Annotated in this window: 10 protein-coding genes; 5 read left to right on the top strand and 5 right to left on the bottom strand. The window is 67.8% G+C overall.

Annotated features, from left to right (window positions below; translation table 11 throughout):
* Positions 1-25: 25 nt before the first annotated feature.
* From phnD to ACSQ24_RS28680, 3 genes are all read right to left on the bottom strand, one after another.
* Positions 26-943: a phosphonate ABC transporter substrate-binding protein gene (phnD, locus tag ACSQ24_RS28690; RefSeq protein ID WP_436098185.1), complete on the bottom strand. Its 918-nt coding sequence runs from the start codon at positions 941-943 to the stop codon at positions 26-28.
* Positions 944-1,018: 75 nt separating this feature from the next.
* Positions 1,019-1,837, bottom strand: a complete 819-nt coding sequence (gene phnC, locus ACSQ24_RS28685) for a phosphonate ABC transporter ATP-binding protein (RefSeq protein WP_436098184.1) — start codon at positions 1,835-1,837, stop codon at positions 1,019-1,021.
* A 145-nt stretch (positions 1,838-1,982) separates the two neighbouring features.
* The gene (locus ACSQ24_RS28680) at positions 1,983-2,597 is read right to left on the bottom strand and encodes a TetR/AcrR family transcriptional regulator (protein ID WP_436098183.1); all 615 of its coding nucleotides are present in this window, start codon (positions 2,595-2,597) and stop codon (positions 1,983-1,985) included.
* A 136-nt stretch (positions 2,598-2,733) separates the two neighbouring features.
* On the opposite strand from ACSQ24_RS28680, the gene ACSQ24_RS28675 reads away from it, so the two are divergent.
* From ACSQ24_RS28675 to ACSQ24_RS28665, 3 genes are all read left to right on the top strand, one after another.
* Entirely contained in the window at positions 2,734-3,843 is a 1,110-nt protein-coding gene (locus ACSQ24_RS28675; protein WP_436098182.1) for an efflux RND transporter periplasmic adaptor subunit, read from the top strand.
* On the top strand, positions 3,840-6,914 hold the full coding sequence (locus tag ACSQ24_RS28670; protein ID WP_436098181.1) for an efflux RND transporter permease subunit: 3,075 nt from the start codon (positions 3,840-3,842) through the stop codon (positions 6,912-6,914). Before ACSQ24_RS28675 ends, ACSQ24_RS28670 begins: the two co-directional genes overlap by 4 nt.
* A 146-nt stretch (positions 6,915-7,060) precedes the next feature.
* Entirely contained in the window at positions 7,061-8,050 is a 990-nt protein-coding gene (locus ACSQ24_RS28665) for a tripartite tricarboxylate transporter substrate-binding protein (protein WP_436098180.1), read from the top strand.
* Between the two features lie 9 nt (positions 8,051-8,059).
* Here ACSQ24_RS28665 and pbpC read toward each other — a convergent pair whose 3' ends face one another.
* Positions 8,060-10,114 carry a penicillin-binding protein 1C gene (gene pbpC / locus ACSQ24_RS28660; RefSeq protein ID WP_436098198.1) on the bottom strand — a complete coding sequence of 685 codons (2,055 nt, stop codon included), beginning with the start codon at positions 10,112-10,114 and terminating at the stop codon, positions 8,060-8,062.
* Between the two features lie 202 nt (positions 10,115-10,316).
* Entirely contained in the window at positions 10,317-15,566 is a 5,250-nt protein-coding gene (locus tag ACSQ24_RS28655; protein ID WP_436098179.1) for an alpha-2-macroglobulin family protein, read from the bottom strand.
* 174 nt (positions 15,567-15,740) lie between these two features.
* Between ACSQ24_RS28655 and ACSQ24_RS28650 the strand changes: the two genes are divergently transcribed.
* Both ACSQ24_RS28650 and ACSQ24_RS28645 read left to right on the top strand, forming a co-directional pair.
* On the top strand, positions 15,741-17,162 hold the full coding sequence (locus ACSQ24_RS28650) for a trypsin-like peptidase domain-containing protein (RefSeq protein ID WP_436098178.1): 1,422 nt from the start codon (positions 15,741-15,743) through the stop codon (positions 17,160-17,162).
* A gap of 148 nt (positions 17,163-17,310) precedes the next feature.
* The gene (locus tag ACSQ24_RS28645; RefSeq protein ID WP_436098177.1) at positions 17,311-18,303 is read left to right on the top strand and encodes a tripartite tricarboxylate transporter substrate binding protein; all 993 of its coding nucleotides are present in this window, start codon (positions 17,311-17,313) and stop codon (positions 18,301-18,303) included.
* Positions 18,304-18,375 lie beyond the last annotated feature (72 nt).

Below are 18,375 nucleotides of genomic sequence, written 5' to 3'. Positions count from 1 at the left end.
CCGGGAGAGGGGAGGGAGCCAAGCCTTACGACGACTTCTTCTTGCGAAGCGCGTCGACGAACTTGTTCAGCTCGATGATCGGGTCGTAGGCCTTGTTGTCGACAGCGACGAGCGGGCCCTGCTTGCCTTCATAGATCTTGTCGAAGGCGGCCTTGTCCTTGGTGGCGAGGTTCAGCACCGAGTCGCGGATCTTGGTCTTCAGCTCTTCCGGCAGCTCGGTGAGATAGGCCATCGGCGAGTTCACGATCTGCTGCGACTTGTAGATGATGCGGAAATCGTCGGCCTTGACCATCTTCTTGCGGTCCATGCGCAGCAGGTTCGATTCCTGCTCGTCGTTCCACCAGTTGGCGGCGACGTCGACGGTGCCCTGGCCGAGCGCGATCACGGCGTTCTCGTGGCTGCCGGTGTAGACGACCTTGCCGAAGAAGGTCTCGGGCTCGATCTTCATGCCGTCGAGCGCGAAGCGCGGCACGTTGTTGCCCGAGGTCGAGTTCGGGTCGACCAGGCCGAGATTCTTGCCCTTGAGGTCCTCGACCTTCTGATAGGGCGAATCCTTCTTCACGTAGAAGACCGAGTAGTAGCCCTTGGTGCCGTCGATATTGGTCTCGATCGCGAAGGCGTCGATCTTGGCGCCGGTCATCAGCGCGCGAGCGAAGGAGGCCGGGCCGTACATGCCGATATGGATGTTGCCGGCGCGCTGGCCCTCGATGATCGCGGCGTAGTCGTTGGCGATGCGCAGGGTCACCTTGGTGCCGAGTTCCTTGGCGAGATAGTTGACGAAGGGGGTATAGCGCTCGACGACGCCAGAGGCGTTCTCGGACGGGATGATGGCGAAGATGAGCTCGGGATACTTCGCCTTCCAATCCTGGGCGAAAGCCGGAGCGGCGAGCGTTGCTGCGAGGCCGGCTGCGGCAAGCGTGAGCGTATGACGACGGGTCAGCATGAGAGTGCTCCTTTGAAAAGGTCGGCGATGAAGGGTCAGGCGTAGGGTGCAGGCGTGGATGCGCCGCCGGCTGCTTCAGGCGGCGGTCTGCTTGGCGCGCTGGGCTTCCTCGGTGGCGATGGCGTCGAGTTGGTCGAGCGCTTCGGCTCCGGCATCCTTGGCCTCGATGCCGTAGAGCTCTGCCGCGAGCTCGCTGGTCAGCGCATGCGGGGGACCGTCGAACACGACCTTGCCGGCGGCCATGCCGATCAGCCGGTCGCAATACTTCGCGGCGATGTCGAGGTGGTGGAGGTTGCAGATCACGGTGATGCCGTCCTCGCGATTGATGCGGAACAGCGCGTCCATGACGACTTGCGTATTGCGTGGGTCGAGCGAGGCGATCGGCTCGTCGGCGAGGATGATCTTCGGCTCCTGCACCAAGGCACGGGCGATGGCGACGCGCTGCTGCTGACCGCCGGAGAGGGTCTCGGCGCGCTGCGCCAACAGGTGGCCCATATCGAGTCGCTCGAGTGCCGCGATGGCACGAACCTTGTCGTCCTGCGAGAAGCTCTTGACCAGCGTCAGCGCGGCGGAGCGATGGTTCAGGCGGCCGAGCAGCACGTTGGTCAGCACATCGAGCCGGCCGACCAGGTTGAACTGCTGGAAGATCATCGCAGTGTCGCGCCGCCAGCCTCTGAGCGCGGCGCCGCGCAGGGCGGTGACGTCGCGCTCCTCGCTGAGGATGCGGCCATCGCTGGCATCGGCGAGGCGGTTCAGCATGCGCAGCAGCGTCGACTTGCCGGCACCCGAGCGGCCGATGATGCCGACCATCTCGCCACGCGGAATCGATAGGTTGACGTTGTCGACGGCGGCCTTGCCACCGAAACGCTTGGTCAGACCCTCGACACGCAGCATCAACAACTCTCCCGCGATTGCGGGATGATGCGGTATCGGCGACAGATGACACCGCCGTGACAGGAGGGGTGTTTCGAGGCGCCCAAGGGGCAGACGGTCATCGGCCGTCAACCATATCGTCGCGAGCCGCTGGAGCGGCGTGGCGTCAGGCCGCTCGCAACAGCAGGTCGACGCAGGCGGCGACGTAGGTCCTGCGCTCGGACGGGGGAGCCGGTGCGATGCCGAGCAGGCCGCGCACTTGGTGGAAGCCGCGCAGCATGCCGATGAACTGTTCGGCCAGCGTCGCAGCCTCACTGACTGTGAGCTCGCGCGACAACCCATCACCGGATCGTGACCGCTGCTCCAACAAGGCAGAGAGTTCCGCGATCATGCGCCCCGCTCCGGTATCGTAGGCGGCCTGTCCGAGTTCGGGAAAACGCGCGGCCGCCCCGACGATCAGGCGATGCAGATCGAGCGAGGCCGGGTGCAGCATCATCGCCAGAGCGTCCTCGCCGAGACGCAGCAGGATGGCCCGCAGATCGCCGGTCTCGCTGCGCGGACGACGCAACGGAATCGTCAGCTTTTCAGTGAGTTCGGTGCAGATTGCGAGGAACAGCGCCTGCTTGTCGACGAAGTGGCTATAGATGGTCTGCTTGGAGACGCCGGCGCGCTGGGCGATCTGGTCGAGGCTGGCGCGGTCGAAGCCCTCGGCCAGGAACGTCTCCGAAGCGGCCCTTGTGATCGCGTCATGTTTATCGGGCCGCGATTTTTCGGCCGGCATCGCTTTTGCTTCTGCAGCGGGGGCGCTAGTGCGTCCGTGCATTGATCATTCCGTCACGCTTCCGCCCTTAAAGGGTGCTTATCAAACTAGACCGTCCAGTCTAGAATATGTCCGCGGTACCGGAGCGTCCAGCCTGATGAAGCGTTTTCTCCTCCTTATCCTTGTCGCCGGGCTGGCGGGCGGTGGGTACTATGGCTACCGCTACCACTATAAGCCGACCAATCAGCAGGCGCAGGCGCGAGGCGTCGCCAGCGCGCAGAACCCCGCGATTCCGGTCGAGGTCGGGACGATCGAGCTCGCTACGGTCGCCGAAGAGGTCGAGGCGCTCGGGACACTCGCGGCCGAAGAATCCGTGGTGATCGCTCCCGAGATCGCCGGCCGCGTCGTCGCGCTCGGCTTCAAGGAGGGCGAGCGGGTCAACAAGGACCAGCCGCTGGTCATGCTCGATACGGCGATCCTCGACGCCGAACTGAAGCAGGCGCAAGCCGATATCAGCCTGGCGCGCGACACCTATGACCGCAACCGCTCGCTGGTGCAGCGCGGCGCCGGCACCCAGGTCGCGCTCGAGCAGGCGACGGCGCAGCTCGCCTCACAGGAGGCGCGCCTGCAGCTCGCCCAGGCCAAGCTCGCGCTGGCGACGATCAAGGCGCCGTTCAACGGCGTGGTCGGCCTGCGCGCCGTCGGCGTCGGCGACTATGTCTCGATCGGCAAGCAGCTGATCACGCTGACCAGTATCGACCCGATCAAGGTCGATTTCCGCGTGCCGGAGATTTACCTGACCCAGCTCAAGGTCGACCAGCCGATCCAGCTCAAGGTCGATGCGGTGCCCGACCGGCCCTTCGCCGGCAAGATCTTCGCGATCGACCCGGTCGTCGATGTCAATGGCCGGGCGGTCAAGCTGCGCGCCCTCGTCCCCAATGCCGATCTCGTCCTGAAGCCCGGTCTCTTCGCCCGCGTGACGATCATGGTCGACAAGCGCGAGAACGCGCTGGTCGTGCCGGAGACGGCGGTGGTGCCGGACGGGCTTGGCAAGACGGTCTTCATCGTCGAGAACGGCAAGGCCAAGCGCGTGCCGGTCGAACTCGGCAAGCGCCTGACCGGCAAGGTCGAGGTGGTCAAGGGCCTCAAGCCCGGAATGCAGATCGTCACCGCCGGGCAGATGCGCCTGCGCGAGGGCGCGACCGTCCTGATCAAGGAGAAAGCCGCGGTCCAGACCAGCTCGCTGCCGGGCGCCGTGCGGCAATGAGCCTGTTCGAGCTCTTCGTCCGCCGGCCGGTCCTCTCGACCGTCCTGAGCATGCTCGTCATCCTGATCGGCTTCGTCTCCTATACGCGTCTGACGGTGCGTGAATATCCGAACATCGACGAGCCGATCGTCTCGGTGCAGACGGTCTATCGCGGCGCCAGCGCCGAGATCATCGAGACGCAGGTCACGCAGATCCTGGAGAACTCGATCGCCGGCATCGAAGGCATCGAGATCATCAACTCGACCAGCCGGCAGGAGCGCAGCCAGATCTCGGTGCGCTTCCGGCCAGATGTCGACCCCGATGTCGCAGCCTCCGACGTGCGCGACCGCGTCAGCCGCGTGCGCGGCCGCATGCCCGACGAGATCGACGAGCCGATCATCGCCAAGGTCGAGGCCGACGCCCAGCCGGTGATGTACTTGTCGCTGACCAGCTCGCGGCATTCGCCGCTGGAGCTGACCGACTTCGCCGACCGTTTCATCGCCGACCGCGTCCAGAACATCACCGGCGTCGCCGAGGTCCGCATCCTCGGCCAGCGCCAATACGCCATGCGCATCTGGCTCGATCGCGCCCGGCTCGCCGCCTACAACATCACCGTCCAGGAGATCGAGGCGGCGCTGCGGGCGCAGAACGTCGAGATTCCCTCCGGCCGGATCGAGAGCGACAGCCGCGAATTCACGGTGCTCTCGCAGACCAGCCTGAACACGCCCGAGCAGTTCCGTGAGATCACGGTCAAGGACGCCAACGGCTTCCCGGTCAAGCTGCGTGACATCGCCAAGGTCGAGCTCGGTGCCCGCGAGGAGCGCAACGCCGCCTGGTTCCGGGGCAATCCTTCCGTCACGATCGGCATCGTCAAGCAGGCCACGGCCAACCCGCTCGACGTCTCCTCGGGCGTCGTCGCGGCGCTGCCGAGCATTCGCGAGGACCTGCCCGACGGCATGTCGATCGCGACCTCCTACGACACCTCGATCTTCATCGATCGTTCGATCAAGGCGGTCTACACCACGATCGGCGAGGCGGTCGTCCTCGTCGTCCTGATCATCTTCCTGTTCCTGCGCTCGCTGCGCGCGACGCTGATTCCGCTCGTCACCATCCCGGTCTCGCTGATCGGCGCCTTCGCGCTGATGTATGCGCTCGGCTTCACGGTGAACACGCTGACGCTGCTCTCGATGGTGCTCGCGATCGGCCTCGTCGTCGACGACGCCATCGTCGTGCTCGAGAACGTCCACCGCCATATCGAGGACGGGGTCGAGCCGACCAAGGCGGCGATCAAGGGCATCAACGAGATCGCCTTCGCGGTGGTCGCGATGACACTGACGCTGGTCGCCGTCTACGCGCCGATGGCGTTCTCGACCGGGCGCACCGGCAAGCTCTTCGTCGAGTTCGCGCTGACTCTTGCCGGCGCGGTGCTGGTCTCGGGCTTCGTCGCCCTGACGCTGACGCCGATGATGTGCGCCAAGCTGCTGAAGCACCACGACAAGCACAACTGGCTCTACAATATCCTGGAGCGCTTCTTCGAGGGGCTCGCCAGCGGCTATCGCCGCTCGCTGCGCTTTGCGCTGTCGGCCAGGCCGCTGGTGGTCCTTCTGGCGCTGCTCGTCGCCGGCGGCAGCTATTTCTTCTTCACCAATCTGCGCTCGGAGCTTGCCCCGGTCGAGGACCGCGGCACGATCACCGCGATCGGCGTGGCGCCGGAAGGCGCGACCATGGCCTTCACCGCCGATTATGCGCGGCGGGTTGAGGACTATTTCAGCAAGATCCAGGAGGTCGAGACCTATCTCGTCATTGTCGGCTTCCCGGACGTGACACGGGCGATCGCCTTTGCGCGCCTGAAGCCCTGGGAAGAGCGCCACCGCAAGCAGCAGGACCTCGTCGCCGAGATCAACAAGGGCCTGTCGCAGATTCCCGGCATCCGCCTGTTCGCGACCAATCCGCCCTCACTCGGCCAGGGCGGCGCCAACAGCAAGCCGGTCGAGTTCGTGCTGCGCTCGTCGGACCCTTACGTCACTATCAAGGAAAACGTCGACAGGCTGATCGCCGAGGTGCAGGGCAATCCGGCGCTGACCAATATCGAGACCAACCTCATCCTCGACAAGCCGCAGATCAAGGTCTCGATCGACCGGCAGCGCGCCGCCGACCTCGGCGTCGGCGTCGACGTGATCGGGCGCACGATGGAGACGCTGCTAGGCGGTCGCCAGGTCACGCGCTTCAACATGAACGGCGAGCAATACGACGTCATGCTGCAGGTCGCCGGCGCCGAGCGCAGCACGCCGCAGGCGCTGCAGTCGATCTACCTGATGGGCCGGGGCGGCCAGGCGGTGCAGTTGTCCAGCCTCGTCCAGATCGAGGAGAACGTCGCGCCCAAGGAGCTGATCCGCTTCAACCAGCTGCGGTCGGCGACGATCACGGCCGTGCCCGGAGCGGGCTATTCGCTCGGCGACGCGCTGACCGTGCTCGAGCAGGGTGCGGCCAAAGTGCTGCCGGCCTCATTTCAGACCGACTATTCCGGCCAGAGCCGCGAGTTCAAGCAGTCGGGCTCCTCGATCCTGCTCGTCTTCCTGCTGGCGCTCGGCTTCATCTATCTGGTGCTGGCGGCGCAGTTCGAGAGCTTCGTCGATCCCGTGGTGATCATGGTCTCGGTGCCGCTCTCGCTCACCGGCGCGCTGGCCGCGCTCTATTTCTCCGGCGGCACACTCAATGTCTACAGCCAGATCGGCCTGATCACGCTGGTCGGCCTGATCACCAAGCACGGCATCCTGATCCTCGAATTCACCAACCAGCTGCGCGAGGAGGGCAAGGAGATGATCGACGCCCTGGTCGAAGCAGCCGAACTGCGCCTGCGGCCGATCCTGATGACCACGGGCGCGATGGTGCTCGGTGCCGTGCCGTTGGCGCTGGCGGAAGGCGCCGGTGCCGAGAGCCGTTCGCAGATCGGCTGGGTCATCGTCGGCGGCATGACCTTCGGCACGCTGCTCACACTCTATGTCGTGCCGGTCGCCTATAGCTACCTTGCCCGGAGCAAGCACGGCTCGCGCCATGCGCCGGTCGAGGCGCATCCGCAGCCGGCGGAATGAGCGGCCGTCCGGGTAGAGGATATCCGGATAGCCTTTAGCGGAAACCTCTATTCGCTTTCGCCGCCAGCCGAGGCTAACCGTCCGGACGGCGGCGCCAAAGAGCAAGAACTCAGGCTGCCGCCCGTGACATGAACGGGAGGAACGGCATGAGGATTGGCACCAGATTCTGGCTGAGGGCGGCGATTGCCGCTGGCATGGCGAGCGCGGCTGCGATCGCGCAGGCGCAGAATTTCCCGAGCAAGCCGGTCACCATGCTGATCCCGTTCGCGGCCGGCGGGCCAACCGACGTGGTCGGGCGTCTCGTCGGCGAGCACATGGGCCGCACGCTCGGCCAACCCGTCATCATAGAGAATGCGGTCGGCGCAGCCGGCACGCTCGCCGGGCAGCGGCTGATGACCTCGGCCCCCGACGGCCATGTCATCCTGATCGGCCATACCGGCACGCATGCCGCGGCCGTCTCGCTCAATCCGAACCTGAAATACCGGCCGGTCGAGGACTTTGCACCGGTCGGGCTGGTCAATACCAACCCGATCTTCCTGACCGTGCGCAAGACGCATCCGAGCGGCACGCTGGCGGAGTTCGTCGCTTGGGTGAAGGCGAACGAGAAGGCGGCGAACAACGCTCATGCCGGCGTCGGCTCGGTCAGCCACACCACCTGCCTGCTGTTCAACACCGTCGTCGGGGTCAAGCCGAACGGCGTGCCCTATCGCGGCACCGGCCCGGCGATGAACGACCTCGTCGCCGGCCAGGTCGATTATCTCTGCGACCAGGCGGTGAACGTCGCGCCGCAGCACCGCGCCGGCACGATCAAGACGCTCGCCGTCGCCTCGACCGCCCGGGCGACGGCGCTGCCGGATGTGCCGACCAGCAGCGAGGGTGGCGTGCCCGGCTTCAAGGTCGAGGTCTGGAACGCGATGTTCGCGCCCAAGGACACGCCAGCCCCGGTCGTCGCCAGGCTGAACCAAGCGCTGAAAGCCGCGCTCGCCGACGCGACGGTGAAGGCCAAGCTCAACGAGCTCGGGGCCGAGATCCCCTCGGCCGAGCTGCAGGAGCCGGCCGGTTTGCGCGCTTTCGTGGGGGCCGAGATCGAGCGCTGGGCACCGATCATCAAGGCGAGCGGCGTCAAGATCGAGTGATCTTGCCGGCTACTGCAGCCTGACCGAGACGCTCTCGCTGGCGCCGGCGGCGTCGATCACCGAAATCCGCACGAAGCCCTTGCCGGGCGGCTGCCAGGAGGCCTCGCGGCGCTTCACCGCTGCGATCACCGGGGCGCCGTCGACCAGCCAGGTGAAGGGCGCGACGCCGCCCGCCACCTTGAGGTTGAGCTGAGGCGCACCCTCGACCGCGGAGGCAGCGAGATCGATTTTTGCGCCCTCGGGTGGGAAGGCTAGCTTCAGGCCCGGCGTCGCCAGCGCGGCGACCGTCTTCGGCACGTCCTGGCGCAGATGCCGGAGCGGCGGCGGCAGCGCGGCACTCGTCGCTGCGATCGTCCCCGGCGGCTGCACGAAGGGGCGCGGGTCGAGGCCGATGCGGGCGAAGGCGTCGAACAGGATCGGCGCTGCGACGACGCGCCCGACCAGCCCCGGCACCGCGCCATTGTCGGCACGGCCGACCCAGACGCCGATGGTGTGCTTGCGGTCGAAACCGACGGCCCAGGCGTCGCGATAGCCGTAAGACGTGCCGGTCTTGTAGGCGATCCGGCCCGGCGGAGCGTTGAGAGGCGGCGGCGCGCCGAGCAGGATGTCGGCGACATACCAGGCGGCGACCGGCTCGACGAGGCGCAGCGGCGGCTCGGCGACGCCGCTCGCCGGCTTCACGTGCAGCGGTACGACCTCGCCGCCACGGGCGAGGCCGACATAGAGCCGGGTCAGGTCGGAGAGCGTGATGCCGAGACCGCCGAGGCCGATGGCGAGGCCGGGCGCGCTGCCCTCCCTCGGCATGGCGATCGTGGCGCCGGAATCCTTCAGTCGCGACAGGAAGCGCTGCGGGCCGAGGGCCGAGAGCAGCTCGACCGCCGGCAGGTTGAGCGAGAGCTGCAGTGCCTTGCGGGCGCTGACCATGCCCTGGAAGCCGAGGTCGAAATTCTCGGGGACGTAGAGGCCGTAACGGGTCGGCCGGTCCTCCAGCATGGTCTCGGGGTGGGCGATGCCGTTGTCGAAGGCGAGCGCGTAGATGAAGGGCTTCAGCGCCGAGCCTGGCGAGCGCAGCGCCTGCGTCAGGTCGAGCGAGCCGGCGCGCCCGGCGTCGAAATAGTCGACGCCGCCGATCGAGGCGCGGATCTCGCCGGTCTCGTTGTCGGCGACGAGGATGGCGATCGAGAGCTGGGGACCTAAGGCCGTGGCGCGCTCGCGGGCGAGCTGCTCCAGGCTCGCTTGCCAGCGGGCGTCGATGGTGAGACGCTGGCTGCGCTGCGCCGGCGCCTCGGCGACGACCTGCTCGGCGGTGTGCGGGGCAAGATTCGGGAAGGGCTTGCGTGCGGTCGGGATCGGCTCCTCGCGCGCTGCGGCGACCTCGTCGGGCGTTGCGAGCCCGGCGGCCTCGACCCGGGCGAGCACACGCTCGCGGGCCTGGCGCGCCGCTTCCGGGAAACGATCGGGCCGGCGCGTCTCGGGCGATTGCGGCAGGGCGACCAGCAGCGCCGCCTCGGCGGTCGAGAGCCGCTTCGGCTCCTTGCCGAAATAGGCGAAGCTCGCGGCGCGTAACCCCTCGAGATTGCCGCCGAAGGGAGCGAGGGTGAGGTAGAGGTCGAGTATCTCAGTCTTGCCGAAGCGCCGTTCGAGTTCGACCGCGCGGACCGCCTGTCTCAGCTTGGCCGCGAGCGAGCGTTCCTGGCGTGGCTCGAGCAGGCGGGCGACCTGCATGGTCAGGGTCGAGCCACCCGAGACGATGCGGCCATTGCCCAGCATCTGCCCCGCTGCCCGCAAGGCCCCGAGCGGGTCGATGCCGGCATGGTCGTCGAAGCGCTTGTCCTCGAACGCCTTGAGCATGGAAAGGTAGCGCGGATCGACGTCGTTGGCGCCGACCGGAAGCTTCCAGCGTCCGTCGGCGGTGACGAAGGGGCGCAGCAGCTTGCCCTCGCGGTCGAGCACCACGGTCGAGCGGTCGCGAGCGGCGGCGAGGCCCAGCGGGGGAAGGGTCGAGGCGTACCAGAAGAGGGAGGCGGCGGTTGCCGCGACCAACGTGAATGCGCCTGCGCCGATATAGGCAAGTCGGCGCGGCGAGGCGCGCTTCCCTTCTCCCCTCGGGGGAGAAGGTGGCAGCGCGAAGCGCTGACGGATGAGGGCGGTCCAGCTTGCGACAAACCCACCGTCTGTCACGCCGGCCCTCACCCCATCCCTCTCCCCTGAGGGGAGAGGGGGTTCCGTCGCGCTTGGCCTTTCGTGCGGCGCGCTCACGTCAACCCTACCTTGCCGACGTGATCTCGATCGTGCCGAAACCCGTCCGGCCGAAGCGATCGGGCCGGTACATGTCCTCGATCACCGCCGCCGGCTGGACATAGCGGCCGGGCGAGACGGCCCGGGCGATGTAGGCGACCGTATAGGACAGCGGCTCGTTCTTGCCGCCATTGCGCTCGAAGGCCGCGACGAAGCGGTCGTCGCGCGCCTCGGTGTGGACGGGCGAGACCTCCTGCTTCAGCCAGTTGAGCCCCTCGACCGAGGCTCCCTCGGTCAGCTTGGCGTTCTCGATCTCGAGGCCGGCCGGGACGGGGTCGACCATCAGTAGCCGGCCATAGCGCGCCGCCGGCTCGGTGACCTTGAGCGCCACGACATAGCGCTCGTTCTGGCGCAGGCGGGAGGGATCGACCCGCTCACCCTTCATGGTGAAGAGCGTGCGTTCCAGCGCGAAGCCCTGGTTCAGCGCCGGTTCCGGCGTCGTCGGGATGCCGGAGACGCTGAGCACGGCATTGGCCGAGGCGGTGCCGGGATTGCCGATCACCAGCGGCTTGGCCTCCAGCGCCGCCTGCGGGATGGTGCGGTAGAAGGCGCCCTTGCGCTCGGCGCCGTCGACGGTCAGCGACATGCCGTCCGCCTCCTTGGCCATCGCCGCGGCGGCCATCGCCATCCACATGTTCTCCTGCGTCGAGGTGTAGCGCGCATTCTGGCGCGCGTTCTGGACGACGTCGGCGGCGCGGGAGAGGTCGGCGCGCTCGCCATTGCTCTCGGCGATCAAGGTCAGGATGCCGGCGCCGTCGCGCAGCCGTGAGCCGTAATCGGCGCGCGACAGACCGTCGTCGCTGATCTGCTGCAAGGTACCGAGCGCGCTGGTGAAGGCGGCGCGGCCGCGGGTGCGGTCGCCGAGCAGCGAGAGCGCGGCGCCGATCTGGGCGCGGGCGAGCGGAGAGCCGAAATCGCCGAGCTTGTTGTCGGCGAGATAGCGCAGGTCGCCCATCACCGGCCGGCCGTTGCGGGCGAGCACATAGAGCGCGTAGGCGATGCCGGCCGCCTCCTCCTTGTTGACCTCGCCGGTGTTGACGACCTGGTTGCGCAGGCGGTCGAGCGCCATGTTGAACGCCGTCTGCGGCACGGCGAACTGGCGTTCGCGGGCGCGGGTCAGGAAATCGGTGACGAAGGCGTCGAGCCAGAGATCCTCGCCGCCGACGCCCCAGAGGCCGAAGGAGCCGTTATTGCCCTGGCGTGCGAGCACGCGCTCGATAGCGGCGTTGACGCGCTCATCCGCGTTGCCGTCGAGCGCCAGCTGCTCCATCGAGGCGAGCCGGTTGACGACGAGCAATGGCAGCGCCCGGCTGATCGTCTGCTCGGTGCAGCCATAGGGGTAGCGGTCGAGCGCCTTCAGCACCGCTGCGACGTCGAGCGCCGCGACCGGCGACACGGAGACGGAGACCGCGCCGGAATCCGGCACGAGATCGGCCATCAGGTCGGAGGAGACGGTGAGCGAGCCGCCGCCGGGGATCGGGCGGACGATCCGGCGTGCGATCGTCTGGGTCGAGGGCTGCACCCGCACGGCGAGATTCTGCACCGTGCCGATGCCGTTCGGGCCGGTGATCCTGACGTCGAAGGAGGCGCGGCCGAGCCCGGCGGCGGTCACCGGGATCGTCAGCGAGCTCTTGGCTCCCGCTGCCATGGTCATGCTGCGGCGGGTTGCGTCGGCTGCGACGACGACCGGGCCCTTGACGTCGAGATCGACGAGATAGGCGCCGGCCGGGCCCTCGACATTGTCGATCTGCAGATGGAAGCGCGACTGGTCGCCGAGCGCGAGGAAGCGCGGCAGCGTCGCCTGGGCGACGATCTGGTCGCGCACGAAGACGTCGGCACTGGCCTGGCCGGTCCGGCCGGCACTCCAGGCCACGGCCATGAGGCGGACTGAGCCGTTGAAGGCCGGCAGTTCGAAATCGACCTTGGCGGTGCCGTCCGGACCGAGCTTGACCACGCCGGAATAGCGCGCCAGCGGCTCCTGCGTCGGGGCCTCGCCATTGAGCTGCGGAGCAGCGTCGCCACCGGAGCGGATCGCGCCGCGCGTGCCCTGCATGCCATCGATCAGATAGCCATAGAGATCGCGCAATTCATGGCCGAGCTGGCGCTGGCCGAAAAAGTACTTGCTCGGGTCGGGGCTCTCGAAGCGAGTGAGATTGAGGATGCCGACATCGACCGCGGCGACGGTGATGAAGGCCTCCTCGCCGGCCTTGGCACCCGTCACCTTGACGGGAAGCGAGAGCGTCGAGAGCGGGCGCACCAGATTGGGCGCGCCGAGGTCGATGGTGAGGTTGCGCTCCTCCTTGCCGACGCTGAACCAGGAAAGACCGATGGCGCGGCCGGGCATGCGCTGCGCCTGGCTGTCCATCGGGCGATGGGCGAGCACGACGAGATAGGCGCTGGCGCCCCAGTCGGACTTGGCCGGGATGGTCACGGTGGTGCCGGAGGCCGGCACGTCGACGGTGCGGATCTCGGCGACGCGGTCGCTCATCACCGCGAGCGTCGCCTTGCCGGCGAAGCGCGGGGTGAGACGCACCTGCATGCTCTCGCCATTGGCGTAGGAGGGCTTGTCGAGGGCGACGTCGAGCACATCGGGCTGGTCGGCGGTCTTGTCGGTCTCGTAGCCGACGTTGAAGGAGACGCTGGTCTCGGTCGCCTCGGCGCCGTCGGCGCTGACGTCGAGCCGATAATTGCCCCATTGCACGGGAGCAGCGATGCGGGCCGGCGCGGCCTCGTCGACGGCGATCTCGCCGTCGGCGACACGCCGCGTCGTCTTCACACCCTCATAGTTCCAGCGGCCGTCCTGGTAGAACCACTGATAGTTGCGGGTGACCTTGGACAGCGTCCATTTCAGGCCCTGGCGCGCGATGCGGCGGCCGTCGCCCTGGGCCATGATAACCTCGAAGGTCGCGGTCTGGCCGTTGCCGAGTTCGCCTTCCTTGAAGGCCTTGCGCACGCCGATGGCGGCACCCTTGGGCACGATCGGCATGGTGACGGAACGGGCGATGGCGCGCCCGCCGGGCTCGCCGACGCGCACGGTCAACTCGACCTCGAGCGGGCGGTTGGTCTCGGGCTGGGCGACCGGGTTGGCGATCGTGACCTTGCCGTCGGCGCCGGTCTTGGCGGCGTCCTCGAAATCGGCCTGCTGCGGCTCGAAGGCCTCGTCGGTCAGGCCGACCTCGTAGCCGGAAAAGCCCGGGATCGCGGTCTGAGCGGCCGAGCGCACCGTCATCGAGCCGGTAACGTCGAGATCGGATCCCGGCGCGCCGTAGAGATAGCGGGCGTTGACGTCGATCTCGGCGGGTTCGCCGGCCTGCAGAACCGGCTTCTTCGGCGCGAGCGTCAGCTCCAGCCGCTCGGGAACATAGTCCTCGACCAGGAAGGAGATTTCGCCGATCGCGGCGCCTTTCGGGTCGGAATAGGCCTGGACGCGCCAGGTGCCGCTCTGGGCGCCGGAGATCAGCGGGATCGAATGGGCGCGCCCGCCGGCGCCCTGGTCCTCGACCTGGCGGCGGCGGTATTCGACGCCGTCCGGGCGCCTGACGACCAGCGTCAGCGGCAGGCCGGAGACGGCGGCGCCCTTGGCGTCGCGCAGCAGCGTCGTCAGGTAGACGGTCTCGCCGGAGCGATAGACGCCGCGCTCGGTATAGAGGAAGGCATCGAGGCCCGCGGGGGCGACACGGCCCTTCACGCCGCGATCCGAGAGATCGAACGCGGTCTGCTTCAAGTCGAGGAAGCCATAATCCTCGGCGAGCGCAGCGGTGACGAGGCCGGGCGCATTGCCGCCCTGGCCCTTGCCGAGCGCGGCGTCGAAGCGGGCATAGCCGTTGCCGTCGGAGCGGATGGTCGCCAGCACCTCGTTGTTCCTAGCGATCAGGCGCAGTTCGGCATTGGCGACGGGCGAAGCATCGGCGAGCGAGCGCACCAGCACATGCACGCCATCAGGCCCCGAAAACGAGGTCAGGCCGAGATCGGAGACGACGAACCACTGCGTCGCGCGAGTCGTGCCGTCGTAGTCATAGTCGCCATCGCTGTCCGACGAGCTTGCGGTCCGGGCGCTGCCGGTCGGCTTGGCGAACATCACATAGACGCCGGGCTGGAGTCGGCCGACCGCCTCCAGCACAGGGAAAGCGGTGGTGACGTCCTTGTTGAGCTCGGACTTCACCGCCATGGTGCCCTTCCAGACGCTCGAGCCCTTGTCGGAAGCGATCTGATTGGCGTTGTAGCTGCCGAGCTGGCTGAGGAAGTCGTCGGAGTGGACCGAGCCGATCAGGTTGCGGTCGCCGATGCGCATCACTTCGAGATCGAGGCTGTCGGCGTTGACCGAGACGACCGGCACGCCCTGCTGGCCGGTGCGCGGCAGCACGTAGTTCTTGCCGGTGAAGCGCACCGAGGGTGCGCGGTCGCGGACATAGACCTCGTAATCGGCCGATTTCAGCAGCTTCTCGTCGGGAATCGCCGAAGGCACGCCCTGGCGGATAACGAAGCCGTAGCGTTCGCCATGGCGCAGTCCGTCGACGCAGAGCTGGCGCTCCTCGCCGCTGACGGCGAAATCGCCCTTGCCGGTGATGGCGACGTAGGGTGCGAAATCGACGCGGCCGCGCGACAACGGCTCGGAGAACTCGAAGCAGGCGCGCGGGCTCGCAGCGTCGGAATCGACCTTGTTGGAGATGAGGCGGAAACCGCGCTGGGCCCGCAGTGCCTCGTAATCGGTGCGCAGCGAGGCGTTGTCGGCGAGATCGAGGCTGAGGCGATAGGTGGTCAGCGCCGGGCGCCAGAGCTCATGCTTCTCGAAGACGCGGGCGAGCACGCCTAGTGAGGAGGCTTCGTCCGGGCGCGAGGTCGAGCGCTGATAGGCGAGATAGGCGGCGCTGATCGCACGCTCGCGCAGTTCATAGCGCTCACGATAATCGCGCGGCTCGATGCCGCTTGCCGCCTGCGCCATCAGGCGCCAGCCGCCGGGATTGGCGGGATCGGCGACTGCTGCGGCATTGGCGAGGGGCAAAGCGGCGCGGGCGTCGCCGCGGTTGAGGGCGGTGGTGCCGTCGCGCAGCAAGGTGGCGAAGGGGCGCTGGCCGACCGAGACCTCGCGCTTCAGCCGCTCTTCGAGGCGCGCTCCGTCGCTGGCGAGATCGGGCCGAACATAGGCCTTCTGGGCGAAAGCGGGTCCGGCGGCGACAGTCAGGCCGAGCAGGAGGGCGAGACGGACGAGATGGCGCATGGCTCGGTCTCCGAAAAGGCGGGCGGCCCGATTGTTGCCGCGGCAGGCGTCGACGCGATGACGGGTCATCGCGTCGCGCTGCGCGAAGCTAGCACCGGGCGCGTCGGGCGCAACTCGGCTTGCGACAGGTTGAGCCCTTCTCGCCTCTTGCCTCTGCGACGAGGCTGACGCTGAATGGCGCCGCGTTGCGGCGCGGTCTGGAACGAGGAGATGGTCGTGTTCAAGGTTCCCGCGCTGATCGGCATCGCCGCCGTCCTCACCTGCCTGAGTGCCGTGCAGGCGCAGCAGCCTGCCGATCCGCGATTAGCTGCGGCGACGCAGGCCTATACCGCTTTGCCAGAGACCGAGCGCAAGGCGATCCAGGCCGATTTGATCTGGACCGGACATCTCAACAGCGCCGCCACCGGGAATTTCGGACCGCTGACCTTCCGCGCCGTGAACAGCTTCAAGGCCGGCCGTGGCCAGCCCGACGGGCAACTGAGCGCGGCCGAGCGGCAGGAACTGGCGCGACTCGCCAGGACGGCGCGCGATGCGGCCGGCTTTGCGGTGATCATCGACCAGCCCACCGGCGTGCGCATCGGCATTCCGCAGAAACTCCTGCCCAAGCGCGAGGCGACCGCAGCCGGTGGCAGCCGCTGGCAGAGCGCTGACGGCAAGGTCACGCTCGATGTCAGCGCAGGCCCGGCGACCGAGCCGCTTCAGGCGATCTTCGAGCGGGCGACCGCGGTCAATCCGAACATCCAGCGCAAGGTCACCTACAAGCTGCTGCAGCCGAGCTTCTTCGTCGTCGCCGGCGAGACGCCGACCGGAAAATTCTTCCGGCGGCAGGCGTTGGGGCCGGCGGGCTTGCGCGGTTTCTCGATCGGCTACGACAAGAGCATGGCCACGACCTTCGACAAGGTGGTGACCGCGATCGCCGATAGTTTCGAGCCATTCCCGAGTGGAGCCGCGCCGGCTCCCACTCCGATCCCTGCAGCACCCGGTGCGCCGCTAGTGGTTGTCGCCCCCGCACAGCCGGCGACCGAACGTTTCGGCGTCGGCCTCGTCGTCGGCAAGGAGCTGGTGCTGACGGCGCGCGCTGCGGTGGATCCCTGCAAGGGGCTCAAGGTCGGCTCACGGCCGGCGAAATTGCGGCTGCAGGATCAGGCGAGCGGCCTCGCGTTGCTCGATGTGCCCGGGCTGGCCTCCAGCGCCGTGCCGGGGCTGCGGGATGCAGCGCCTGCCGCGCGGGAGGCCGTGGTCGTGCTGGCCTATGATGGCATTGCAACGTCGCGCACCGCGGTCGCGCTGCCCGGCGAAGTGATGAGCGATGCTGTGCTCGCGCCCTTGCAGCCGGGCGGCGCAGGTAGCCCCCTCTTCGACCGCCAGGGCCGCCTGGCCGGGCTGGTCACCGCTAATCCTTCGGACAAAGGTCTGATTGCCGGTGTCGCGCCGCAGCGCAATCATGCGATCGCCGGCGTCGCGCAGCTCCGAGCCATGCTGGAGAAGGCCGATGCCAAGCCTGCTGCCGCAGCGGCGGCGAGTGGCGAGCTGAGCACCGGAGCGATCGCCGAGACCGCCGGCAAGAGTGTCGTGCCCGTGGCCTGCGGGCTTTGACGTTCCCTCATCGCCTCGTGCATACAGCATACAAAGGCGGTTGCCTCGCTGGCGGCAATCGGCTCTGATAGCGAGAATGCAAGGAAGCCGCGCCGCAAGGTGAAGAAGCTTTCAAAATTTTAAATCGATTGAACGGGAGGGATATGGAATGAGCAGAATCAGCAGACGTTCGGTCCTCAAAGGCGCAGCGGCAGCCGGCGCGGCAGGGCTGATCACAGGCCCGGCAATCGGCCAGGCGCAGTATCCGAGCCGGCCGGTGACCTTGATCTGCCCCTGGGGCGCCGGCGGCGGCACCGACGCGACGGCGCGCATCGTCGCGCAATTGCTGGAGAAGGATCTCGGCCAGCCCTTCAACGTGGTGAATCGCACCGGCGGCTCCGGCGTCGTCGGACACCAGGCGATCGCGTCGGCCCCGGCGGACGGCTACACCGTCGGCATGCTGACGGTCGAGATCGCGATGATGCACCATCAGGGTCTGACCGAGCTCAAATCGACCAACTATGCCGCGCTCGCCCTGATGAACGAGGACCCGCCGGGCGTGCAGGTCTCGGCTTCGAGCCCGTACAAGGACATCAAGGCGCTGGCCGAGGCGATCAAGGCCGCTCCTCACGGCAAGCTCAAGGCGTCCGGCACCGGCCAGGGCGGCATCTGGCACCTCGCGCTGGTCGGCTGGCTGGTCGCGATGGGGCTGAAGCCCGACCATGTCGCCTGGGTGCCGTCGAACGGCGCCGCGCCCGGCATGCAGGATCTCGCGGCCGGCGGCATCGACATCGTCACCTGCTCGGTGCCGGAAGCGCGGGCGATGATCGACGCCGGCAAGGCGAAGTCGCTCGCGATCATGGCGAATGCGCGCAATCCGCAGTTCAAGGATGTGCCGACGCTGAACGAGTCGCTGGGGATCAACTACTCGGTCGGCGCCTGGCGCGGCATCGGCGCGCCCAAGGCCGTGCCTGCCGACATCCAGGCCAAGCTGACGGCGTCGCTGAAGAAGGCCTTCGACTCGAAGGAGTATCAGGACTTCATGAACTCGCGCGGCTTCGGCATGAAGTTCGCCGACGGGCCGGGCTTCGCCAAGTTCATGGCCGACAGCGACACATCGATGGCGTCGGCGATGAAGGCTGCCGGCCTGGCCAAGGCCTGATCGCTCGCAAGCAGGGCGGACGGGCGAGCGACGCTCGCCCGTTCCTCCGCTCCAGTCGGCGCCGGCGCGGCG

This window comes from Allobosea sp. LjRoot237 (assembly GCF_964253285.1).
GTDB lineage: Bacteria > Pseudomonadota > Alphaproteobacteria > Rhizobiales > Beijerinckiaceae > Allobosea.
Note: the sequence above shows the minus strand (reverse complement) of the source record. Positions and strands in the feature narration are given on the sequence as shown.